The organism is Bifidobacterium ruminantium DSM 6489, assembly GCF_000770925.1.
Classification (GTDB): Bacteria; Actinomycetota; Actinomycetes; order Actinomycetales; family Bifidobacteriaceae; genus Bifidobacterium; species Bifidobacterium ruminantium.
Genome location: NZ_JDTK01000008.1, coordinates 1 through 23,502 on the forward strand (window position 1 = coordinate 1; position 23,502 = coordinate 23,502).

Genomic DNA, 23,502 nt, shown 5'->3' on the forward strand with positions numbered 1-23,502 from the left:
CAGGTCCACGCTGTAATCCGACTGATCAATCCTCACAGACTTGGTCGGGGTGACCACGCAATTGCGGGCTTCCCAAGTGCCGGAGGAGGTATTGCCGTTCCAAGCGTAGTTGCCGTCGATCGAAAGACCGGCCGCATCCTCGCCATCGGTGGTGTCGGCAGGATACTTCTTGGTGTTGGTGGCGTTGCCGTCGTTGAAGATGATACGGGCGTTGTCGCCGACGAGATCGTCAGGAATCTCATACTTGTATTCGCCGTCCTGACCGCAGGTGTCGGACGCGGCGACCTTCGTCATCGGTTCGCCCGGCCACTTGGCGTTCTCCTGCAGGGTGGTGGCGTCAGGATCGTCCACATACACGTATGCATACAGGTTGCTCCACGCGTTTGGCTTCTTTGCATAAGCCGTGCTGGTAGCGTTCGGATCCTTCTTTGTACAAGTGAATTCACCGGAAACCGTCTGGCCATCCGCATCCTTGCCCTGTACCTTCACGGTAACAGTGCCACCGACAGCGGTGGAAGCGCCGACGGTGATGGTGTCGCCGTCCTTATAGGAGCCGGATTTGCCTTCGGAAGTGGTATAGGTGGTGTTCGTAGCGTTGCTCGCGTTCAAGGTGACGGTGGTGGTGTTCGTCTTGAACGACTTGGAACCGCTGGCGGAAACCGAAGCGGAGTTGTCGGTGAAGAACACGCTGATCTTGCCGGCGGGAGCGGAACCGGAGGTAATCTTGCCGCCGGAAACGGTGATCTTGCCGCCGGAGACCTGATCGGTGTAGGAACCGTCATCAAGGGTGGTGGTGGTTCCAGCCAGGTTCTGGGTGTCACCCATGTTGGTGATGGTCACACCGTCGTTCTTGGAGTTGCCATCCTTGATGTAACGCTCGACCATAAGGCAGGAGTTCGCGCCGCAATTGCGCATGTATTCCGCGGCCTTGTTGTTGTTCATGGTGTTGCGGAAGTGGTTCACGGCAACGACCTGCGGATCCTTCCAGCTTGGAGAGCCTGCATCGCCGAGCTGGCTCTTCTCCGCGAACTGCGGCTGGCTGCCGCCGGAGCCGACAGGTCGATCGAAGTACAGCGGCATGGTCTGGGAGCGGGAGCCGATTACGCCCCACCCCATAGTCATTTCCCATTCGCTCATCTTCATGGACGCGCCATAATCGTCGGGCTTGTTGGAATAGTTATCGTGCGATTCCACCCAGGAAACGAGATTGTTGCCACCTGCGGCGTTGTCCCAATTGTTGAGGTTGCCAGCATTCAGATTCTTCGAGCTCAACGCGCCGCGGAGCTTGACACCGTAGTAGGAAGCGGTCACAGCGCCACCATGACGGCTGTTGTTGGCGAACAGCTTGGCGTAATCGGCATCATGGGAAATGGAATCCTGCAGCACCTCGCCGTACTGGAATTGGGCGCCGTTGTTCAACACGATATTCCAATACTGGGAGCCGTCATATTCGTCTGGCAGCTCGATATGCTTGGCCGCGTCGAAACGGAAGCCATCCACGCCGTCGTTCACCGCCTGCACGAGGTAATCATGCATCATGTTGGCGGCCTCGGTCTTCGAGGTGTTGATGTCGTACAGGCCGAGCAGCTTGCAGTGTGTCACCTGGTAACGGTTGTTGTAGTCCTGTACGTCGCCGTCGTTGCAGTCGTGATGGTACAGGTCGGACTTCCTCCAACGATCCGCGATGGCATTCCAGGTGGCGGTCATATGGTTGGCGACCACGTCCACGATAATGCGCACGCCGTACTTGTGTGCGGTGGCGCACAGACTCTTCAGATCGGATTCGGAACCCATCACCCAGTTGCCGATGGTGGTGTCGGTCGGCTGGTACACGTAGTACCAGTTCTCGGTGAAGATCTTGCCCTTATTACCGGTGTGGATGGCGGAGATCGGCTCGGTCTGCACAGAGGTGTAGCCAGCTGCCGCGATTTCCGGAATGTGCTGTTCGATCGTCTTGAACGACCATTCCCACGCATGCAGCGTGGCGCCTTCGCTCATCTCCTTCGCCAGACCGTACTTGGCTCGTGCAGCCTGGAACGTGGAGTTCTCCACGGTGTCCGCATAGCTGTCGCGGTTCGTGGCAGCTTGTGCGGCAGTGGTGGTGACGGTGACGCCGCCGATGGCGGTGGCCACTGCAGCCAGGCTTACAGCCAACTTCTTCCAGATGGTGTTCTTCTTATGGTACGCATGGGTTCTCTCATGCGTTGCGGTATGCCAGTGCGCAGAAGAATGCATATCTTCTCCACCGCCTGGCTGATTATCTCTAGCCTTCATCGGCCCTCCCTGATAGAGGGATGCAGACACAGCGGTGGAAGTTGCTGCAAAAGCGCTTCTTCCGTAGTTGTGTTCCTTGTTGTGGCTTTACAACACGGCGCTGTGTCTGATCCCATCTCCTTTGACAACATTCGCATAGTTTTTACGCATTATCAAGAATATCATATTATCGGTTGCCGATGCGGCTTATGCTGCACACGTTTTCAGACCGTTTGTCTAATTTCTTAAAGTGTCGTGTTTCTTACCGTTATTGGCTTTGCGCGTATTGAAGCTTGGCAGGAGGCCGCGGGGTGGTAATTGGTGCTGCCAGCGAGTCGTTGCGAACGTTGCTGCTTGTTGCGATTCGTTGCAATCATATGAAATGTACAGACCGTAAAAGAAAACGTTATCAGATGTAATTCAAACAAGTTTTCCGCAGCGATGTTTGCGCCGCAAATTATGGCAAATGTTATTTGCATAACAGAACCAGAATTCGGTAGGGGGCTGCGGATGTTTTCTTGGAGACTGAATGAAAGGATTATCGTATGTCCGGTCCCGAGGAACGACAGCGTGCGGTGGAGCTGTATCCCGCCACACCGATGGCAACGGCCCAGGTGGCCGAACACCTGGGACACCCGACCAGGCAGTGCCTGGGACGCTGGCTGGCAAGGCCCCCCTGAAAGCCATATAATTACTCTAGCAAGAGAGACGCTGTCAAAGGAGAAGGCATGGGGTTCAGAATCCGCAAAAGCATCAGCTTGGGCAAGGGCGTGCGTGTCAACCTCGGCAAAAACGGCATTAGCAGCGTTACATTCGGTAAGCGCGGAGCGCCACATGTCACGGTGGGAAAGCGTGGCACATATGTCGGAACCAGCATCCCGGGAACAGGCATCAGCTACAGCCAAAAAATTTCAGGAAAGAAGAGCTCCGCATCCAAACCTGCCAAGAACAAAACGAAAGCATCGTCCCCAACGGCTACTGCACAACTGCCTATAGTCACGCAACAATTGGAAACGCCTGCCTCGCCATCCTTCTTCGACACGGGAAGCATGGTCCAAACGAACGGTTCGACCATTTTGTGTCCCGAAAGTACAAGTCCCGACTTCGTAAGTCCCAACAGGACGAACACGAGTTTCGGCGGAACGAACACCCCACCATCCGGCGGAAAACATGCGAAAACCCCGAAGCGGCCAGGAAGCTGGAAACGGTGGATTGTCATCATCCTCGTCGCTGTCGTGGCGCTTGCCGTAGGCAACATGAGCGCTGATCCAACGCAAAGCAACCAGTATAAGGAACTGCAGCAGCAGCTGACTACGCAGAAGAGGCAAAACGGCAAGCTCCAGCAGCAGGTTGATGAGCTCAACCAGAAGTTGGACGATATCCAGGATCTCAAGGACCAACTGGATCAACAGAAAGCCGAACAGGATTCGCAGCAGAAGCAGCTCGACCAACAGAAATCAGAGCAGGAGCAGAAACAACAGGAACAAGACCAGAAGCAGCAAGAACAGGATCAGCGTCAAACTCAGCTCGACGAGCGCGAGAAGAACATAGCGCAACGTGAGGAAGCTAAGAAACAGGCCCAAGAGCAACAGCTGGCGCAAGTCGCTCAGCAACAACAGTCCCAAGCTCCGGCGGCAACGTCATTTGACAGGGCGCATGGCGGCGCATTCTGTTCCACTGCGGGAGCCACAGCGCAATCAGACCGTAGTGCCTCGATACTCACATGCCGGGTGGCATCCGACGGTCGGTTGCGTTGGGGGCATTGATCGCAGGCTAAAGAATCTGCGAATTTGTGCACTGCTGTAAATATCACATGATTTCGATTTTCGACCGATTCATACATTCTCGGAAAGAAAAGTACATTCAATGCAACTATTTTTGTGCATCCATGGTTGAAAGAATGCCAAAATGTCTATTTTGAGATTTGATGATGCCAGTTTCAAGGGCTTCCGTAAGTCTATGACGAGCCAAAGATTCTGCCTGCGAATAGAGCGTTAACTTCTATAATTTCATGGTGAGTATTTGTGGTTTTCAAGGCCACTGATTATTCCCTATCAAGGCCACCGTTATTGCCGAAGGAGGCCAGTGACGGACTGGATCAAGGCCATTGGCCCCTTTATGGTCAGGATTCGAGCATGGACTGTCCGTGCCGTTGCCTCATGTTGAACTCGCCGGTGTCGATCCATACCGTGTTGTGCACGATGCGGTCGAGGATGACGTCTGCGGTGGTACCGTTGCCGAGATGGCTGTTTGATTGCCGAGTAGGTGGCGAAAGCGGTGCTGGCGTTGTCATATGTTCTTTTGTCAAATAAATCTGCGTGCCGGGGGCTGGCGGCGTTCCGCTGAATCTTGTGTAGAACTCGAAGTAACTGCATCGGTCATTGGATTACAGGGCACCGGAAGTGACGGAGACTGAGTATTATCGGAGCTTCGGTACAAGCTGCCTCACTATGAAGGCGGGACAAAAATCAGGCCATATCAATCGGATACAGAGCAGAAAGATCCTATTTTGTGATTTATCCTTATATTTCACACGTAAGCAAAATGGTGGCCGGAAGGAGAGGCAGCGACTTTTGAAGACGCCAGTTACCTTATAACCGGGAGACCAAAGAGTTCGGATCGGAACAGGAGGAGGGGAGAGGCAGTTCTACCTCGTCGCATAAATCTGCGAACCAAACGGCCACAGCGCCAGTTTGGCCATTTTGAACGACTGGATACCGAACGGAATGCCGATGATGGTAATGCAGTTCAGCAGTCCGGCGCACACGTAGCCGATCGCCATCCACACGCCGGCCAGCACGAACCACACAATGTTGACCAGCACCGAGCCCACGCCGCCTCCATAGACCACAGTCTTGCCGAACGGAGTCAACGTCAGCCCCGCCATCTTGAACGCCTGCACGCCCAGCGGGATGCCGACGATGGTGACGCACAGCACCAGTCCGATGACGGCCCAGCCGGCGGCCAGGAACAGTCCACCCAGAATCAGCCACAGAATATTGCCAAGAAGTCTCATGAAAACATGGTAACGAACGTAGGCTGATACAGGCAACATTACGCTATGTGAAAGCGGCTGTTCATGGCATTGCGCTTCATGATTATCGAGGGAATTTTATCTGTTTGCCTGTCATTGCGCGGCATCGCGAGGTTCTGAAGAAAGCCTTCTTAAAACCTCTACCGGTTATTTACGTTGGAAACTGAAAGAAATTCGAGGGGGCATACTATTCTTGGAACGGATGTTATCAACGTAAGATGGAGAAAAATTCAGTGGCTTCTGTAGAGAACGCTAATGCGCAGCAGGCCGTTGCGCCACAAGGGGTGGTTGAAGAAACGGATGACGGCATCACCCTGATGGATTTGCTGAAGATTATCCGCAAGCACCTTGTTGCCACGATCGTCGCTTTTGTAGTCGTGGTGGCGGGCGTGAGCGCCTACACATTCCTGGCGCCGCCGAAATACACCGCTACGGCACAGACCATGGCCACCTACAATGCTTCGGGTGATGGCGAAAGCATTAGCCAGCAGTCCACTGGCGGCACTTACATTTCCAACCAGATCACCTCGTATCCGACGCTGGCCACTACTTCGAAGGTGTTGAAGCCGGTCATCGAAGAGCTTGGGCTGGATAAGACCGTGGCGGATCTTGCGGATCAAGTCACGGTCACCAATCCGACTAATACCGCGTTCGTGAACATCTCCGTCGTGGATGGCGATCCGCAGCAGGCGGCTGATATCGCCAATGCGGTTGCCGGATCGTTGAAGGACGTTATTGAAAAGGACCTGTACTCCGGAACTGAATCACCGGTAAGGGTGTCCATTGTGCAGAAGGCGCAGACGCCGCAAAGCAAGTCTTCTCCGAAGACCGCGCTGTATTTGGCCGTCGGCGTGGTGCTTGGCATCATTATTGGTGTGTTCACGGCGCTTATCAAGGATCTGCTCAATACCAAGGTCGAGGAAACCTCCGAAGTGCGTGCTGTCGTGCACGCCTCCACTCTCGGTTCCGTGCCGACGGATTCCTCTCTTGATGAGAAGCGCCCGGTAGTCGTCAGCCAGCCTAATGGAGCTATCGCAGAAGAATATCGTCGTATCCATACCAATATCGAATTCCTGCAAACTGATCGTACCGAAGGTGTGGGCCAGCTGATTGTCATCACGTCCGCCCAGCCTTCTGAAGGCAAGACCACCACTTCCATCAACACCGCTGCCGCGTTGGCCGAGGATGGTGCGAAGGTGCTGCTCGTTGATGCCGATCTTCGTCATCCTTCCGTGGCGCATCATCTGGGCATCGAAGGCAATGCTGGATTGGCTCACGTGCTTTCCGGGCAGATGCGTCCGAAGGACGTGGTCCAGAGCTATTGGCGTCCGAACCTGCACATCCTGCCTGCTGGCAAGCGCCCTGCCAATGCGGGTGTGTTGCTTGGCTCCGAGACCATGAAGCTCATGGTGGAGCAGGCACTGACCCAGTACGACTACGTAATCATCGATACCGCTCCGTTGAACGTTGCGAATGATGGTGCCGTCTTTGGACGTTGGGCCAAAGGCATTGTTCTTGTTGCCGGACGCGGTGTGTGCGAGAAGAAAGCATTGCAGGAAGGCTTCGATTCGCTGGTCGATGCCAATGTGCCCGTGCTTGGCTTCATCTTCAATTACGCCGATCCGAAGAAGATGCATAATCAAAGCAATTATTACTACTATTACGAAGATGGCGCGCCACGTCGGAAGCGCGGTGGCCATAACAAGAAGCACTGAGTATTCATTCATTTGAATTGAGGGGTGGAATGACGAATAAAGAGAACGCTTCCCGATCAGTGAAAGGTGTTCCGGTGAATCCGTCCAGGGATGTTGTTGACACATCTTGGGATATTCCTCCGTTGTCCTTCCCAGGCTCGGAACCGATTCCGAAGGAATTCTATGAAGATTCCGCGGAAGGCGTTTCCTCCAGTTCCACCCCTCTGGTATCGATTCCGGAGCTTACGGATATTCCGTACGTTCCGGTTGAGAATCTATCTTTTGATGCTCCGGAAACCACGGAATCGCCCGATACGCAGGGCACGATGGTGCAGAACGGAACGGCACCATCCGATGCACCCGAAGAGACGCAGGTGGTCACGCAGACTTTGCCCCTGAACGCCGGAACTCTAACCGATGATGCTCAGGGTATGTCTGCGAGTGACGCCGATGCGTTGACTCAAGTGCTTGATTCCGCGGTCGAGCCTTCAACTGAAATAGAAGATCTTGAACAGCTGGCTGAGGAAGATCCGGAGCATGATCCACTGAAAACCGTTCCTGCTCAGCCGAAGAAAGAGCCTTCCTCGAAGAGCAAGCATACTGCCCTCGCCATTATCGCCGCGGTCGCGGCTGCTGTGATTGCCGTTACCAGCATTCTTGTGGTGCGCAACAAAATCGATACCAAAGAGAAGCGTGCCGCGGTCTCCGTTTGCCAAAAGGCGAAGGATAGATATTTCGACGCCAGCAAGAAACTGCAGGATACCGTCAAACAGGCGGCTGATCTGCAGAAAACCGCATCAAATCAGGTAGCGGATGCAACTACCATTGAGCGGCTGAATAAGGCTATCAACAAGGCTCAGAATCTCGAAGCCGCCAGTGATTGCTCGGTATTCCAATCCGAAACCGCACTGCGCACGCATGCCCGTAATATGAGCAAGCAAGTCGGAGCTATCAAGAAACAGACCAAGGCCGTCACGACTGCGGCTACGGCTGTCGCGTCCAGCAAGAAAGCCCTGAGTGTGACCAAGACGACCGTTTCATTGCAGAAAGCCATTGCCGATGCTCGGACATTGCTTGCCAATTCCGAGGGAGCGGTTGCGGATGAGTCGACGCGTGACGCGCTTGCCAAGGCCATCGATGCGGCCCAGAAGCTCATCGATGGTAAGAGCACCGATATCACTGCCATGCAGAACGCGTCGAAGACGCTTTCCTCGTCCTCTGACGCGGTGAACCAGTCGGTGAACGAGCAGGCTGCGGCCAATGCCCAAGCGAATGCGAATTCCAATTCTGACTCCAACCTGAATACTGATACTGGAACCACAAAACAGCCTGATTATTCGTACACGGGGCAGCCGGAATCTGGTGCTGGCCCGGGTGGTAATAACCCGAATGGCGGTAGCCAGGGTGGCGGCAATGGCGATGGTGGTGCCAACCAAGGTGGTAATAACCCGAATGGCGGTAGCCAGGGTGGCGGCAATGGCGATGGTGGTGCCAACCAAGGTGGTAATAACCCGAATGGCGGTAGCCAGGGTGGCGGCAATGGCGATGGTGGTGCCAACCAAGGTGGTAATAACCCGAATGGCGGTAGCCAGGGTGGCGGCAATGGCGATGGTGGTGCCAACCAAGGTGGTAATAACCCGAATGGCGGTAGCCAGGGTGGCGGCAATGGCGATGGTGGTGCCAACCAAGGTGATAACAGTGACACTGGTGGTAACTAGAACGAAGAATCCGGCGGATCTGATTCAAGTGATGCCGAAATCTCGTGACTGCTGTGCCAAAATCGCCATGACGTGAATGCGAATATCTAATATCGGGTGCGCTCCTTTTTTTTTGGGGGGGGGCTGGTAAATTCGGTATTATGCGCGGTAGAGAAGAGAAGAAGATGAGAGATGAGCATAATGATAGAAGCGACAGGCCGAATGATATGCCTGAAACCATAACGCAGGAGATTCATGTGGTTTCATCTGATTCACGTCGCCGTCGGCATTCGGATGCGCGTGATCAGTCTTCTCAACAGCAGTTCGAGCCAATAACTTTCTCCAATACGCCGTTTCAGACGGAGGAGGATGGTCATCATATCTCCAAGGCGGATGCCGCGCCTCAATGGAGATTCGCTTTTGTGGCCAGCCTCGTGTTCGTTGATTTGGCGGTGATGCTGTTTTCCTTGATCATCAGCCTGCTTATCAACGGCGCTGCGCTTGACGCTATCGGAAGAGTGATGCCGTTTTGGCTGTTCCTCGTTCTTTTCGGTTTGATTTGGCTGCTATGTTTGGTCTTCGCTGGCGCGTATCATCGTCATGTGATGGCGGAGGGATACGAACTGTATGCCAAAATCATCAACGCATCATTGCTGACCATTATTTCATATTGCAGTCTTGCCTTCTTCTTTAAACTGTCTTTGCCGCGGACGGCACTGATTCTCGCTCCGGTAATCGCGTTTTTCCTGGAGATTATTGCCCGATGGCAGATGCGCCAGGCTCTGCATCGCAATCGCAGAAAAGGTTTCTGCAAATATCGCACTGTGGTTGTCGGTTCGTCGGATGGCATCAACAAGGCTCTGCGTACCATGCAGAATTATTCCAATTGGGGATATGAGCCGGTAGCTGTGTGCCCGATTGAAGCGGTGAATACTGAAAAAGACGCGTATGCGATTACGACGTATAATCCGGATTTTGATATTGAAGGCTCGGATAAACTCAAGGTGATCCCGTTCAACTCGGCTTTCCCGCGTGTATGTGAGCATCTTGGCGCACAGGAGATATACGTGGCTGATGTGCTGTCGCGCGATTCCGAAATGCTGCACGGCATGTCTCTGGCGGTTGAATCCCTTGGCATGGAACTTGCGTTGGCCGTGTCTCTGGCCGATGTGAGCGGACATCGTCTTTATTTACGCAACACCACCGAACAGCCTGTGCTGCTTGCCTCTTTACCGCAATACTCCGGTACCGCGAATGTGGTCAAACGTGCGCTGGACATCATTGGCTCCATTTGCGCGTTGGTTATTTCCTCGCCGATTCTGCTTGGTGTGGCAATTGCCATCAAACTTGACGATGGCGGTCCAGTGTTCTTTTCCCAGACCCGAATCGGATTACATGGAAAACCATTCAAAATGTATAAGTTCCGGTCCATGGTCACCAATGCCGAGGAGCTGAAGCAGAAGCTCGCCAAGGAAAGTGGGCAGGAAGACCGTTTCATCTTCAAAATGAAGAACGATCCACGCATCACCAAGGTCGGTCATTTTATTCGTAAGACCTCCTTGGATGAGTTTCCGCAGTTCTACAATGTGCTGAAGGGGGACATGTCTTTGGTGGGGCCCCGTCCGGCATTGCCGGAAGAGGTGGCACGCTATGGATCCTTGTACTCGGCACGTCTGCTGGTCAAGCCAGGCATCACTGGTCCTTGGCAGGTGTCCGGGCGTTCCGATCTTTCGCAGGAACAAAGCGAGTATCTGGACGTGTCCTACATCGAGAACTGGTCAATAGCGGGCGATCTTGCGATTCTAGCCAAGACGGTGATGGTGATATTCACGGGTCGTGGATCGTACTAGATTTTATATGGCGTTTTGCCTCACGATTTCCCTCTGCTCTATGTGATGGAACAGAGGGAAATTTTGTTTAGAAATTCAAAAAAAGGGGTGCTGTGTGGCACAATGGTGCGCTGGAGCATCATATATACGTTTTTTGAAAAATGAGGAGTGAGTTGCATGGGACAGCATATGGCAAGACCTGTGGAGGCAAAGAAATCCCATGTGGTACGCAATGTGGTAATTGCGATTCTGTTGCTGCTGGTGGCATGCGCGGCGGTCGCGGGAGTGTTCGGCTATCAGCTGTACAAATCCGCCATGGCTGCCAAGACGCATGTGTACGCCGTAGTGGACGAGGCCGCCAAATTGAAATCCGGATCAGCCGCCGATATTCTGGCCAATTTGGATGGTTCAATCGCGAAAATGCAGAAAGAAGCCAAATCCGCACAGCAGGAAGTCGACAAGCCAATATGGAATATGGCAAGCAAGCTACCGATTTATGGCTCTGACATCGCATCGGTACGCACTACGGTCGGTGTGTTGAATGATTTTGCCAATGGCACTCTTCCGCAGCTGCAGCGGTCTGCTGACCAGCTGTTCAACTCCAATCTTTCCGATGGAAATGGCGGATTGAATGTGGAACCCATGATTACGGCGGCAGAAGGGCTTAACACCACGACCAAAACGATGCGTGCTCAGTCGGACACCTTGAACAAGTTGCCGGAAGCCCATCTCGGTGTGATCAACAAGGCTCTGACCGAAGGCAAGACCCAGTTCAACACTCTTGCCGACAAAGTCGATGAACTGACGGGAATCATCAATATGATGCCTTCCTTCCTTGGCGCCAATGGAACACGCAACTATGTGCTGCTGGCTCAGACCAATTCGGAAATCCGTTCTTCCGGTGGCCTGTGCGGTTCCGCCGGTTCCTTTACTGCCGATCATGGCAAGATCACGGTCGGTGAGTTCCACCCGGATGCCGAATTCCATGGATCGGCAGTCGACCAGCTGCATGACGATGACGCTTATGTGTTCTCGGACCTGTGGTTCGGACAAGTCATCCACAACATAACCTCCACGCCCAATTTCCCACAGTCCGCCCGCATGGCTTCGGAATTGTGGCAGCAGCAGTCCTTCGGGTTTCAAACCGATGGCGTGATGTCCTTGGATCCGGTGGCGTTGCAATCCATGGTTGCGGATACCCAGCCGGTGACCATGCCGGATGGCCGGGTGCTGGATGGCAGCAACACCGCCTCGTTCCTGTTGAACGGAGTGTATAAGGAAGTGGCGGTTGCCGATCAGGACAAGTATTTCTCTTCCGTGGCCGAGCAGGTGGTGAGCAATCTATTCTCGGATATGAATTCGCAGAAGCTGATGAAATTGGCCAGCACGCTGATGAAAATGGGGGAGCAGCGCCACGTTTATTTCTGGTCCTTCCATGATGAGGATCTCGCCGCTTTGCGCTCGGCAGGTGTAACGGGCGAAATCTCCTCGGACAAGACCAATCCGGTGACCGGTCTTTATTTGAACGAAATGGCCGCGTCTAAGATCGATTATTATATCGATCGCAAGACCGTGGTAACCCGGACCAACGGCAATACGTATCACGTCACCACCACTTTCACCAACCGCTTGCAGCCGGGAGAAGTGGCGGCATTGCCTGAATATATCAAGGCGAATGGCAAGACGGGAATCGCCAGCAATGATCTGATGATTTATGCCCCGGCAGGCGGCTCTGTGGCGAACGTTGAGACGTCTGCCGGAACATCCTTCAGACGTTATTCTGTTGACGATCATGATGTGTATAAGACAAGCATCAGCATCGCGCCCGCATCAACAGTGACCGTTACTTGGGACGTGACCGTGGCGGATGGCGCTCAGCCACTGAAATTCGATCAGACGCCGACCATCACCGATCCGAACGTCACATACCAGTATTGACGGCGGATGTTGGAATATTTAGATTATTCCAGATTATTCAAATAAATAATGGGGGTATTCCTTCTAAAAATAGAAGGGGTGTTCCCATTTTTTTTGAGTCAAAAGAGAATACCGTGATTCGAGATTTTTGCGTAGTTGCTGTAAAGTACCTCTTGTAATTATCGTTATGTATTTAAGGGGGATGTAATGTCCATTCTTGATGGATTTGAAGCGATTGGAGAGGAAATCACGAGTAAAATAACCATGACGGTCATGGAATCATCCGTGCGCTTCTCCAAAGGGGCCGTTGAGGCGCTTGGCCGTCCCGCGTACGTGAAGCTGCTGGTTAATGACAAGCAGAAGAAAATCGCCATCCAAGTATGCGATGCAAAAGACGAGAACGCCATCAAATTCTGCGGGAACAATCGGAATAAAACTGGCAACACGAGCTCGGATATCACCAGAAAAGCCTCTTCCGTGACCATTCGCAACACGGATGTGCTGGTCGCCGTGCAGAAGTTCTTTACGTTCTCCGAGGTCGCCGACGATCAAATCGCCTATTTTGCGATGGACGGTGAATTCTATCCGGATGAGAAGGTTATTATTTTCGCCACGAACGAGGCTACGAGCGGAGTGGCAGGCAAGCGTGGCCCTCGCAAAGGTTCGAAGCACGCGACCAAGAGCGAGAAATAAATGAATTTAGTATTTGCTTTGTCTGAACAATAATCCAGCAAAGCGGATACAAACGATACGCGCTCGAATTATACGACATCAAATCAAAATGTCGTACAATTCGAGCGCGTATCGTTTAAGGCTGCATATTTCTTCTAGACGGCGTCAGTAGCGTCAGTAGGATTTGTGCGCGAGCCAGTACGCGTATGCGCCCTGGATGGAACCGTAGCGCTGGGCGCAGTAACCCCAGAACCACTTGAGCTGGGTCTGGTAGTTGGTGGCCCAATCGGCGCCTGCGCTGACCATCTTCGATCCCGGAAGCGCCTGCGGCAGACCGTATGCGCCGGAGCTCGGGTTGGTGGCCGACACGTTCCAGCCGGATTCGTGCGAGATGATGTACACGGTCGCGGTGAAGTCCTCTTCGGTGTAGCCGTTGGACAGCAGGTAATCGTGGGCCCACTGCTGCATTTCGCCGGCAGGAACGGTGGTGCCGATGGTCGCCGCAGCGGTGGACGGCGTGGTGGAACCGGTGCCCACGAGGATCACCTTGTCAGTAGGGGCTTTCTTCACGAACGAGCTGATCATATTGGAGGAGACGACCTTGCCGCCAGACTTGGTGACGAGATTCGTGGTCTCCATCACGCCTTCCTGGCCTTCGGTCTCAACCTTCTCCTGACCCTTCGGCAGGGAGGAGGTCTCCTTCTTCACCGTGTTGAACGGAATCGCGGTGTCTGTCACAGCGACGGAAGCACCAGCGCGATTGATGGTGATGACGGTTTTCTCGTTGACTTTCGTAGTCAGTGCCGGTGAGACGGTGTCTTCCGGATCCAAAGTGATATCGCCGGCATCCAGCACGGACTTCACGTCGGTGAAATCGGTGCCGGGAACCACTCGGGTCTTGCCGTTGATCTTCACGGTGACATACGAGGTGTTGCCCTTCAGCGCCTCACGCGCGTTGCCACGGGAAGCCTCGTTGGCATCGGACACGGAATACGCGGAAACCGATTGGGGCTTCTCTTTGCTTGCATCCGCGGTTGCGTACAGGTTATGGGACACGAAGCCGCCGGTGGCCAACAGCCCTACTGCCGCGACCGTTGCGGCAATCTTCACCAGCTGCGACTTGCTCGGCAGAGACAAGGTAGCCGGCTGGGCATGTCTTTTGTGGTTAGCCATTCTGCTCCTACATAGCTTACAGTTCCTCGGCGGATTCAAACGCTTTTCGAACGCGTGCGCGCGGCCACATGGGCTCCGCCGGAAAACGCACAACTACATATAGTCTAGCGCATTCCAAGGAATTCGATCGCCGAACGAGGAAAACGTTGTCATTCCGCGGAAACACCGGAGGGGGTATCTGGGCCATCGTCCGAAGCGCTCATGTCGAGCGCCTTGGCCTGTTTGATAAGCGCGTCCAGATCGGAGGCACGCAACGCTCCGGCCTGCTGGAACACGATCTGCTGGTTCTTGACGACCATCAGCGTCGGCACCGCCTGCACCTTGGCAGCGGAGGCCAGATCGGGATTCTGGTCGATGTCCACCTTGGCGAAGTAGACATCCGGATTCTCCTCGCTCGCCTTCTCGAACGTCGGGCCGAACGCGCGGCACGGACCGCACCATGTCGCCCAGAAATCGACGAACACCAGATCGTTTGATTCGACGACCTGGTTGAAATCCTGCGAAGTGACTGCATGCGTTGCCATATCCGTTCCTGCTTTCTGACGTTCTTTTCGACGTTCCGATGTTTCGTTATCTCGACGTGCTTCGACTTTTCGATTTTTTCGATTTTCGATGCCGCGTATGCCGGCATATGCGATATGCCCGGCCGGCTCGTGACTCGAATCCCCGCCCGCGAAAAGTATATAGCCGCGCGCTGCGCCGACGCAATGCCATATTCGATTGCGCTACCGGAGGAATCGAAATCGAGTGAAATTCACATACCGTGCGCGATAATGGAACCATGCCAGTGATGAATGATGAAGTGCCCGACGAGGGCGATTTCGACGCCAACCGCCATCGCGGGGAATTCGATGACATAACACCGGAGGATTTCATCCGCGGAATGGGAAACCCACCCGGATGGCTGTCATCCGACGGGATCAACCACATGCGGCGGCAGATACCGATCCCCTACGTCGTGGTGGTGCCGGTGCGCACCGACGATCTCGGCCGCGTATCACAGGTCGGCTCGCTGCTGCGCGTCAGTGACGACGGCGGCATCGAACGCACACTCATCGCAGGACGCGTCCTCTACCACGAATCGCTGCGGGAAGCGGTAGCACGCAACGTGGCGAAAGACCTCGGCGACATCGCCCTACCGCAGCTGCCGATCAGCCCACAGCCGTTCACCGTGGCCGAATTCTTTCCCACACCAGGACTGTCGGATTACTACGATCCGCGCCAGCACGCGATCGCGCTGTGCTACGTGGTGCCGATCGCAGGCGACTGCAAACCGCAGGATGAGACGCTCGACGTGGAATGGGTGGACCCCAACAGCGACATCCTCGACACCTTCGTAGGGCAGATGAGCAACGGCTATGGCACCATCGTGCGCCAAGCGCTCGCATGGACCGGCAGGTAGAAGCACGGAGGAGAAGACATGGCGATCGAACTGAAGAACACCATCTATTGCAATGGCGAAGGCACGCCGGTGGTGCTCGTGCATGGATTCCCGGTGGACCACCGCATGTGGGACGCATGCGCCAAGGCATTGGAACGCAAGGCTGTGGAACAAGGTGTGAAACATTTTCCGATTTGGGCTCCGGACATGCCCGGCGCTGGCGAAGGGCCGATTCCGTCGGATGAGGACAGCGGCGGCAAGGATGCGGACGGCGCATTCCCATACGGACTTGACCGCATGGCGGACGCATACGTGGACCTCCTGCATAAGGCCGGCTGCGACAAGGCGATTTGGGTGGGCCTGTCGATGGGCGGCTATCTGATTCTCAACATCCAGCGGTTGCATCCGGAAGCAGTGGCCGCGCTCGCATTGTGCGACACGAAGGGCGATGCGGATTCTGCGCAGATGCGTGCAAAGCGCGTCGCCATCGCCGAGGAATGCGAGACGACCGGCACGCATGAGCCGGTAATGGGATTCGCGGTGCCGTCGGACGCCGATTCCACGGTGAAGCGATCGGAGGCGTATTGCAGGCAGTTCGAGACGTGGATCAATGAGCAGCCGGCTGCGGGTATCGCATGGCGTGAGCGTATGGCGTCGGGACGTCCCGATCTCAACGACGTGCTGCCGGGAATCGACGTGCCGGTTGCCGTGATCTGCGGCGACAAGGATCCGTCCAGCCCGCCGGCCGTGATGAAGCCGGTTGCCGATGCTATGGCGAAGACCGACGTGGCGATGACGGTGATCGACGATTGCGGACATTTCAGCGCATACGAGCATCCCGACCAGGTGGCCGCGGCGCTGCTGGAACTGGTGAAGCGGGTCGGCTGACGTCATATCGTGTGTACATCGCACGCATATAGAACGTATATAAATCGTATATAAAAAATATGTACTTCGCATATATGACGGATATACTATTTATATAAATCTTATATATAAATCGCAGTGAAATCATCGTAACGAAAGAAGCGAGAAACCATGAGCATGTTCTCACCACTGGCGCTGACGCAGGCGCTGCCGTTCCTGCCGCTCGCCCAAGGCGACATCGACTACGAAGTGGCGCGACGCGGCGAGCCTGACCTGTTCGCCAAAGTGCTGGCGGAACCGGCCACGAAAGTCATCCTCGTCAAGGATGGCAAAGTGGCGGTGCCTCACGGCCAAGGCGCGATCGCCGACTATGCCAACGTGAACATGCGCCTCGCGCAGCTTCCGGGCGCCTATGTTTCTGCGGAGCTCGAATCGCATCCGTCGGCGCTCGCCATGTTCCTCGGCACCTACGGCGGACGATTGGGAGGGCACGTGGTCGCCGTGGACGTGACACGCGTGCGGCCCGCATCCGAATCCGCCGCGATGGCCGAAACGACGCGCGGCGGCGGTGTGGACGATGCGTTCGCCGAAGTGCGGCCGAGCCGATCGCAAGCGAAGACCACGAAATCGCTGCTCGAAAACGCGGCGACGCGATTCGATTGGGTCGATCTGCGCGGATTCGCGCCGCATGCCAGCGCGCGCGAAGCCGGTCAGGCCACATCCGCGATCTCCCTGAGCGTATGGCATGCGAGGCAACGTCACTGCCCGACCTGCGGAGCCCCCGTCGAACCGGCGCTCGGTGGATGGGCGCAGCGTTGTACGAGCGAAGCGGATGGCAATCGTTTGCTTTTCCCGAGGATCGAACCGGCTGTCATCACCGCGATCGTCGACCATGACGACCGCCTGCTGTTGCAGCACAACAGCGCCTGGGAAAACAGCGGCCTGTACTCGGTGTCGGCCGGATTCGTGGAGGCCGGCGAGAATCTGGAGCACGCGTGCCGGCGCGAGGCCAAGGAGGAGGTCGGCATCGAGATCGGAGAGCTCAAGTATCTCGGGTCGCAGCCGTGGCCGTTCCCCGCGTCGCTCATGATGGCGTTCAAGGGTGTGGCGGTCAATACGGACGTGTGCGTGGATGGCGAGGAGACGCTCACGGCGCGATGGGTGACGCGCGATGAGTATATGAACGAGCTGGTTTCGGGACGTATGGAGGCTCCGGGCAAGGCCACGATCGCGCGTTACATGATCGAGGAGTGGCTCGGCCACGATCTGCCGTAGTGCGCCGTGCGGTTGTCGTAGGTTTGCCATGCGATTGCCGTACAATGGCGGCATGAGCGAAGACAACGACACCAAGCTGAACCTCGACGTGCCCGAGCACCTCGAATACTCCGATGAACACGTGTGGGTGGACGCATCCGTCGAACCCGCCATGGTGGGCGTCACCGAATATGCCGTCGGACAGTTCGGCGAACTGGTGTACGTCGACCTGCCCGAAGTCGGCACCCAGGTCGAGGCGGGCGACGAAGTGGCAGAATTCGAGTCGTCCAAAGCCGTCACGGCACTGGTCTCCCCGGTCGCGGGAACAATCCGCTACGTCAACAGCGAAGCCGCCGACGATCCGAGCATCGTCACCGGAGATCCGTACGGCGAGGGCTGGATCTTCAAAATCGAACTCGAGGACGATGAGCCGGATTTGCTCACCGCTGACGAGTACGCAAAAATCGTGGCCCAGTGACCCACTTCGGCCAGTTCCAGGGCGTCTTCTAAATTTTGCTGTGGCGTAATCGTTTGTTCGAACGTGACTCCTATAGTGTGCGTATGAATGAAATTCAGCCGTTGCCGCAGTTTCCGCCGCACCTCAATCGGCACGCCGATTCGCAGCGGACGGATGGAAGGAACGATGCGCCGTCCGATGACATGGCCACCGTGCCGATTCCTGCGCGCAAGGTAGCCACCACTTTCGACACGGCCTCCAAGCATGAGCGGATTGAAGCCAAGCCGCTGCTGACCAGGCTGTTCCGTCATGCCGTCACCGGCACGTTCGGCATCTGGCTGAAATTCTCCACCGCGCTGGTGCATGCCCTGGACTGGTATCCGCGCGTGGAACCGTATGTCGGCTACGGCACCGAGCATTACTCCCGCCTGATTTGTCGCACCGTGTACGGACCGTTCAAAAGGCAGGCCGGACGGCTGTCCCGCGGCATCCGCGGCATGCTGATGGTGCCGTCGCCGCATACCAAGGTGTGTCTCGCGATCGACGACGTGCCTATCGAAACCGTGCAGGTGGGCGCGTCCGAAGTGTACGACGCGGTTGACAGCCATCCCGACACCTCCAGCGAATTCGTGGCGTCCGACGATGCCGGATACCTCGACCTCGTCGCCGAGCATTCGCTCGATCCGGGCATTCACAACGTGTCGTACAAAGTGCGCAGTCGCAAGCCGGTGGACGCCAATCTATTCACCATTCCAAGCGGCACCAAGGTGGGCGTGATCTCCGACGTGGACGACACCATCATGGTCACGCAGGCGCCGAGCTTGGTGAAGGCCGCGTACAATCTGCTGCTGCTCAACCCCCGCAAGAAGGTGCCGGTGCCCAGCATGAACCTGCTGTTCACCCGCATCGCGGACATGTTCCCGGACGCCCCGTTCTTCTACCTTTCCACGTCGCCGTGGAACGTGGAAAGCTCGATCCGGCATCTCATCACGAACCATGGTTTTCCGGAAGGGCCTTTGCTGCTGCGCGACCTTGATCCGCGTCCGAAGACGTTCATTCCGTCGGGCGTGCAGCACAAGCTTGAATTCGCCGAGCAGCTGATGGCGGATTTTCCGGATATGAAGTTCATTCTGATCGGCGATGACGGGCAGAAGGATCCGACCACGTACGCCACAATCGCGCGACGGTATCCGGGACGCGTGCTGGCGATCGCCATTCGGCAGCTGTCGCCGCGCGAAGTCGGGGGAACGCTCGGCTCCGTCGCGGGACGTGCGTCCACGCAGCCGACGCCGGTCACCGATGTGCCGGTATTCATGGGAACGACCGGATCGAACATTATGAAGACGATGCTGCCGTACCTGCGTTCCGTGCGTTTCGACGATTAATGGCGATTCCGCCTGCCGGAAACGGCGGAAACATACGATGCGGGCCGGTATGGCAGGCCGGTATAATCGCGTGCATGAGTGAATTTCGGGGCATGAACGACCCGTCCGCATCGGAGCAGGATGGGTTCGGCGCGATTCCGCGCGCGAAACGGGTGCCGAAGGAGCGCACCTTCCATGGCGACACCTTCATCGATCAATACGAATGGCTGCGGGACAAGCAATCGCAGGACGTTCAAGACTACGTGGCGGCACAGAACCGCTATTGCGAACAGCGTATGGCACCGCTCAAATCACTACGGAAGACGCTGTTCGAGGAATTCAGGTCGCATGTGCAGGAAACCGACATGTCCGTGCCGACGCGCATGGACGGCTACTGGTACTTCACCCGCACCATGCAGGGGCGGCAATACGCCACGCAATGCCGGGTGCCGATCCGCGGCGCGGACGATTGGGATCCGCCGACAGTGGAGGCCGGCGTGCCGCTCGACTGTGAACAGGTGGTGTTCGATACGAACGCCGAGGCGCAAGGCCACGATTTCTTCCGCATCGGCGGCATGGACATTTCCAAGGACGGCCGTTGGATGCTGTACGGCACCGACACGACTGGTGACGAACGCTACGATTTCCGCATCCGCGATCTTGAGACCGGCGACGAGCTGGAGGAGCGGTTCGAAGGCATCGGCGGAGCCTGCTTCACACCGGACGCGCAATGGGTGTTCTACGTGCTGCTCGACGACGCGTGGCGTCCGTACGCGGTGATGCGCCACCGTGTCGGCACCCCCGTGACCGATGACGTGGAGGTCTACCGCGAGACGGACGAACGCTTCTGGGTGGGCATCGGACTGTCCTTCGACGAACGGAACATCGTGATCGGCACCGGGTCGAAAACCACCACCGAGGTGCTGATGCTGCCGGTGGACACCCCAGAGGGCTCGTTCCGGGCCTTCATTCCGCGCGAAACCGACGTGGAATACGATGTGAGCTTCGCCTGCTTCGAAGGCGCGGGGGAGCATGGCGAGGATATTCCGCTCGCCGTGGTGTACCACAACGCGTTGAATTCGAATTTCGAGATCGATGTGATCGATATGCGGACGCACGAGCCTCCATACCGGCTGGGTGAAGGCGTGCGCGTGGCGGTCGGATCGCCCTACGGTTGCGAGCATGGCGACGACGTGGACCCCGGCGCCTCCTCCATGCCGATCGGCACCCCGTATTCAAATCCCTGCAATCCCGCCATTCTGCAGGGCGCGCACGGCTTGGGCATCGAGGGTATCTCGATCCATCGGCATTTCGTCGCATTGCAATACCGCGCGGAAAGCCTGCCGCACATCGCGGTGATGACGAAACGGGCCGCCGCCGAGGATTTCCTGGCCGGCCGGCCATGGCGGTTCACCGAACTGGTGCCGCACGCGCTGGAGGACGATTGGGACGTCGACGAATCCGTGGACGAGATCAACGAGGAACGCGCCGAGATCTGGGGCAAACTGGACGCGGCCGCCGCCGCGCAAGGCAAGGGATCGGCCGTGCATGGCGTCTCGCGTCGGGCGATGACGTCGTCGGACGGCGCCACCGCCGACCGCATGCCGGGGGAGACACGACGCCTGTATTCGATCGGCGTGGGTGGCAACCCCTCGTATGACGCGCCGCGCATGCGCTACTCGTTCGCCAGTTACACGCGCCCCGGCGAACTGCACGATTACGATCCGGACACCGGCGAGGACCGTCTGCTCAAACGCGCCACCGTGCTGGGTGGTTTCGATCCGCGCGACTACATGGAACGCCGGGTGTGGGTCACCGCGCGCGACGGCGAACGCATCCCCGTCTCGCTGGTATGGCGACGTGACGTGCCGACTTGCGATTCCGCCATGTTCATCACCGGCTACGGCGCATACGAGATCAGCTCCGATCCGGGATTCGCGGTGTCACGCATCAGCATGCTCGACCGCGGCGTGCTGTACGCCGTGCCGCACATCCGCGGCGGCGGCGAAATGGGACGCGCCTGGTACGAGCAGGGGCATCTGCTCAACAAGAAGCATTCGTTTGAGGACTTCATCGACGCCACGCGCGCGCTGCAGCACGCCGGACTGGCCTCGCCGCTGCGTACGGTGGCGAACGGCGGCTCGGCGGGCGGCCTATTGATGGGGGCGGTCGCCAACATGGCTCCGGAATGCTATGCGGGCGTGGAGGCGGATGTGCCGTTCGTGGACGCGCTGACCTCGATCCTTGATCCTTCGCTGCCGCTGACCGTCACCGAATGGGACGAGTGGGGCGATCCGCTGCACGACGCGGATGTGTACGCGTATATGAAGTCGTACACGCCATACGAGAATGCGCCAGATAGTGAAAATGATGAAAGAACTGCCGTTTTTCCGAAAATTTTCATTACCACATCCATGAACGACACCCGCGTGCTGTATGTGGAGCCGATGAAATGGCTGGCTCGGCTGCAGCATGCCGGTGTGGACGCCGTGGCGAAAATCGAGGTGGAAGCCGGCCATGGGGGTACGTCCGGGCGGTACAAGCAATGGGAGGAAGTCTCCTATGAGAACGCTTGGTGCTTGTCGATGATGGGCATCGGCAGCTGACTGGCCGCCGACTGTCGGAATGGGCTGTCCATTTGCTGAGCTGTTTTAGTCCGATAGGTGAATCACTGACTAGAGTCGCGTGCTATGAGTGATTCTGCAAAGAAGTACACCATCGCCGTCATTCCGGGCGATGGCATTGGCAAGGAAGTGACTCCGTGGGCCCAGAAGGCTCTGGAGAAGGCGGCCGAAGGCGTCGCCGAATTCGAATATGAGAAGTTCGATCTGGGTGCCGAGCGCTATCTGCGTGACGGCGCGATTCTTCCGGAAGAGGAAGAGGAGCGCATCAAGAAGACCGACGCCATCCTGCTGGGCGCCGTCGGCGATCCGCGCATCAAGGCGGGCATTCTGGAACGCGGCCTGCTGCTCAAGCTCCGCTTCGACCTGGACCAGTATGTGAACCTGCGTCCGTCCAAGCTGTACAAGGGCGTTACCTCGCCGCTCGCCAACCCGGGTGACATCGACTTCGTGGTCGTGCGTGAAGGCACCGAAGGCCTGTACTGCGGTGCCGGCGGCGCAGTGCGCCGTGGCACCCCGAACGAGGTGGCCACCGAAGTGTCCATCAACACCGCCTATGGCGTGGAGCGCGTGGTACGTTACGCCTTCCAGCTGGCCATGAAGCGCAGGAAGCATGTGACCCTTGTGCACAAGAAGAACGTGCTCGTCAACGCCGGCGACATGTGGCAGCGCATCGTCGACAAGGTGGCCGAGGAATACCCGGAGGTCTCCCACGACTACCTGCACATCGACGCGACCACCATCTTCATGGTGTCCAACCCGTCCCGCTTCGACGTGATCCTGACCGACAACCTGTTCGGCGACATCATCACCGACGAGGCCGGTGCGGTGGTCGGTGGCGTCGGATACTCCGCCTCCGGCTGCATCAACGCGTCCAACGAATACCCGTCCATGTTCGAGCCGATCCACGGTTCCGCTCCGGACATCGCCGGCCAGAACAAGGCCAATCCGACCGCGGCCATCCTGTCCGCCGCCATGCTGCTCGAGCATCTCGGATTCGACGATGCCGCCAAGAAGATCCATACCGCCGTGGAAGCCGACATCGAGGAGCTCGGCTCCACCACGCGTTCCACCGACGAGGTCGGTCGCGACATTCTGGCGCGCATGTGAGACGACATATAAAGATACGTGACGGCATGTGACGGTTCGAAAAGCCGAGAAATCGGCTGATTCCGACTTCCGTCCCATCCTTTGAGACGCCCACCGAAAAGGGTTTTTCCCGAATTGGCGGGCGTCTTCGCATATTCGGGGATTTTTCAGGGGCCGCCTAAGGTGGAATCGGGTGGAAA

At 56.8% G+C, this 23,502-nt stretch carries 18 protein-coding genes; 13 read left to right on the top strand and 5 right to left on the bottom strand.

Annotation, left to right across the window (positions count from 1 at the left end; translation table 11 throughout):
• Positions 1-2,235 (bottom strand): starch-binding protein (locus tag OU26_RS04465; protein ID WP_160257598.1); only part of this gene is annotated, 2,235 nt, incomplete at its 3' end.
• Between the two features lie 776 nt (positions 2,236-3,011).
• Between OU26_RS04465 and OU26_RS09865 the strand changes: the two genes are divergently transcribed.
• Positions 3,012-4,019, top strand: coding sequence for a DUF4236 domain-containing protein (locus OU26_RS09865; RefSeq protein WP_237743730.1), 1,008 nt, complete (start codon positions 3,012-3,014; stop codon positions 4,017-4,019).
• Between the two features lie 356 nt (positions 4,020-4,375).
• Here OU26_RS09865 and OU26_RS10050 read toward each other — a convergent pair whose 3' ends face one another.
• Positions 4,376-4,546: a hypothetical protein gene (locus OU26_RS10050; protein ID WP_193345870.1), complete on the bottom strand. Its 171-nt coding sequence runs from the start codon at positions 4,544-4,546 to the stop codon at positions 4,376-4,378.
• 354 nt (positions 4,547-4,900) lie between these two features.
• On the bottom strand, positions 4,901-5,269 hold the full coding sequence (locus OU26_RS04480; RefSeq protein WP_026647246.1) for a YccF domain-containing protein: 369 nt from the start codon (positions 5,267-5,269) through the stop codon (positions 4,901-4,903).
• A 326-nt stretch (positions 5,270-5,595) separates the two neighbouring features.
• Here OU26_RS04480 and OU26_RS04485 point away from each other — a divergent pair, with 326 nt between their 5' ends.
• The 5 genes from OU26_RS04485 (at position 5,596) to OU26_RS04505 (ending at position 13,117) form a co-directional block, all read left to right on the top strand.
• Positions 5,596-7,002: a tyrosine-protein kinase domain-containing protein gene (locus tag OU26_RS04485; protein WP_026647247.1), complete on the top strand. Its 1,407-nt coding sequence runs from the start codon at positions 5,596-5,598 to the stop codon at positions 7,000-7,002.
• Between the two features lie 29 nt (positions 7,003-7,031).
• Entirely contained in the window at positions 7,032-8,699 is a 1,668-nt protein-coding gene (locus OU26_RS10055) for a hypothetical protein (protein WP_152571319.1), read from the top strand.
• Between the two features lie 206 nt (positions 8,700-8,905).
• Positions 8,906-10,528, top strand: a complete 1,623-nt coding sequence (locus OU26_RS04495) for a sugar transferase (RefSeq protein ID WP_026647185.1) — start codon at positions 8,906-8,908, stop codon at positions 10,526-10,528.
• Positions 10,529-10,684: 156 nt separating this feature from the next.
• Positions 10,685-12,445 carry a DUF4012 domain-containing protein gene (locus OU26_RS04500; protein WP_026647186.1) on the top strand — a complete coding sequence of 587 codons (1,761 nt, stop codon included), beginning with the start codon at positions 10,685-10,687 and terminating at the stop codon, positions 12,443-12,445.
• A 243-nt stretch (positions 12,446-12,688) separates the two neighbouring features.
• Complete coding sequence (locus tag OU26_RS04505) at positions 12,689-13,117, top strand: hypothetical protein (RefSeq protein WP_237743732.1); 429 nt, start codon at positions 12,689-12,691, stop codon at positions 13,115-13,117.
• 153 nt (positions 13,118-13,270) lie between these two features.
• Here the strand turns inward: OU26_RS04505 and OU26_RS04510 are convergent, their stop codons facing one another.
• Together OU26_RS04510 and trxA are read right to left on the bottom strand one after the other, a co-directional pair.
• Entirely contained in the window at positions 13,271-14,269 is a 999-nt protein-coding gene (locus tag OU26_RS04510) for an aggregation-promoting factor C-terminal-like domain-containing protein (protein ID WP_026647188.1), read from the bottom strand.
• A 149-nt stretch (positions 14,270-14,418) separates the two neighbouring features.
• Positions 14,419-14,793 carry a thioredoxin gene (gene trxA, locus OU26_RS04515; RefSeq protein ID WP_026647189.1) on the bottom strand — a complete coding sequence of 125 codons (375 nt, stop codon included), beginning with the start codon at positions 14,791-14,793 and terminating at the stop codon, positions 14,419-14,421.
• A gap of 257 nt (positions 14,794-15,050) precedes the next feature.
• Here trxA and OU26_RS04520 point away from each other — a divergent pair, with 257 nt between their 5' ends.
• From OU26_RS04520 to OU26_RS04550, 7 genes are all read left to right on the top strand, one after another.
• Positions 15,051-15,671 (top strand): DUF4916 domain-containing protein, encoded by a 621-nt coding sequence (locus OU26_RS04520; protein ID WP_026647190.1) that lies wholly within the window; start codon positions 15,051-15,053, stop codon positions 15,669-15,671.
• An 18-nt stretch (positions 15,672-15,689) separates the two neighbouring features.
• Positions 15,690-16,538, top strand: coding sequence for an alpha/beta fold hydrolase (locus tag OU26_RS04525; RefSeq protein WP_026647191.1), 849 nt, complete (start codon positions 15,690-15,692; stop codon positions 16,536-16,538).
• A gap of 150 nt (positions 16,539-16,688) precedes the next feature.
• Positions 16,689-17,792, top strand: a complete 1,104-nt coding sequence (gene nudC, locus OU26_RS04530; RefSeq protein ID WP_026647192.1) for an NAD(+) diphosphatase — start codon at positions 16,689-16,691, stop codon at positions 17,790-17,792.
• Between the two features lie 52 nt (positions 17,793-17,844).
• On the top strand, positions 17,845-18,249 hold the full coding sequence (gcvH, locus tag OU26_RS04535) for a glycine cleavage system protein GcvH (protein ID WP_026647193.1): 405 nt from the start codon (positions 17,845-17,847) through the stop codon (positions 18,247-18,249).
• Between the two features lie 182 nt (positions 18,250-18,431).
• On the top strand, positions 18,432-19,613 hold the full coding sequence (locus tag OU26_RS04540; protein ID WP_237743738.1) for an App1 family protein: 1,182 nt from the start codon (positions 18,432-18,434) through the stop codon (positions 19,611-19,613).
• Between the two features lie 92 nt (positions 19,614-19,705).
• Entirely contained in the window at positions 19,706-22,198 is a 2,493-nt protein-coding gene (locus OU26_RS04545; protein WP_051593013.1) for a S9 family peptidase, read from the top strand.
• An 84-nt stretch (positions 22,199-22,282) separates the two neighbouring features.
• Complete coding sequence (locus tag OU26_RS04550; protein WP_026647195.1) at positions 22,283-23,323, top strand: 3-isopropylmalate dehydrogenase; 1,041 nt, start codon at positions 22,283-22,285, stop codon at positions 23,321-23,323.
• The last annotated feature ends 179 nt before the right edge of the window (positions 23,324-23,502 follow it).

Coding starts and splice junctions, on each gene's coding strand:
- OU26_RS10050 (WP_193345870.1), bottom strand. CDS start 4,546: ATGACAACGCCAGCACCGCTTTCGCCACCTACTCGGCAATCAAACAGC.
- OU26_RS04480 (WP_026647246.1), bottom strand. CDS start 5,269: ATGAGACTTCTTGGCAATATTCTGTGGCTGATTCTGGGTGGACTGTTC.
- OU26_RS10055 (WP_152571319.1), top strand. CDS start 7,032: ATGACGAATAAAGAGAACGCTTCCCGATCAGTGAAAGGTGTTCCGGTG.
- OU26_RS04495 (WP_026647185.1), top strand. CDS start 8,906: ATGCCTGAAACCATAACGCAGGAGATTCATGTGGTTTCATCTGATTCA.
- OU26_RS04500 (WP_026647186.1), top strand. CDS start 10,685: ATGGGACAGCATATGGCAAGACCTGTGGAGGCAAAGAAATCCCATGTG.
- OU26_RS04505 (WP_237743732.1), top strand. CDS start 12,689: ATGACGGTCATGGAATCATCCGTGCGCTTCTCCAAAGGGGCCGTTGAG.
- OU26_RS04510 (WP_026647188.1), bottom strand. CDS start 14,269: ATGGCTAACCACAAAAGACATGCCCAGCCGGCTACCTTGTCTCTGCCG.
- trxA (WP_026647189.1), bottom strand. CDS start 14,793: ATGGCAACGCATGCAGTCACTTCGCAGGATTTCAACCAGGTCGTCGAA.
- OU26_RS04520 (WP_026647190.1), top strand. CDS start 15,051: ATGCCAGTGATGAATGATGAAGTGCCCGACGAGGGCGATTTCGACGCC.
- OU26_RS04525 (WP_026647191.1), top strand. CDS start 15,690: ATGGCGATCGAACTGAAGAACACCATCTATTGCAATGGCGAAGGCACG.
- nudC (WP_026647192.1), top strand. CDS start 16,689: ATGAGCATGTTCTCACCACTGGCGCTGACGCAGGCGCTGCCGTTCCTG.
- gcvH (WP_026647193.1), top strand. CDS start 17,845: ATGAGCGAAGACAACGACACCAAGCTGAACCTCGACGTGCCCGAGCAC.
- OU26_RS04540 (WP_237743738.1), top strand. CDS start 18,432: ATGGCCACCGTGCCGATTCCTGCGCGCAAGGTAGCCACCACTTTCGAC.
- OU26_RS04545 (WP_051593013.1), top strand. CDS start 19,706: ATGAACGACCCGTCCGCATCGGAGCAGGATGGGTTCGGCGCGATTCCG.
- OU26_RS04550 (WP_026647195.1), top strand. CDS start 22,283: ATGAGTGATTCTGCAAAGAAGTACACCATCGCCGTCATTCCGGGCGAT.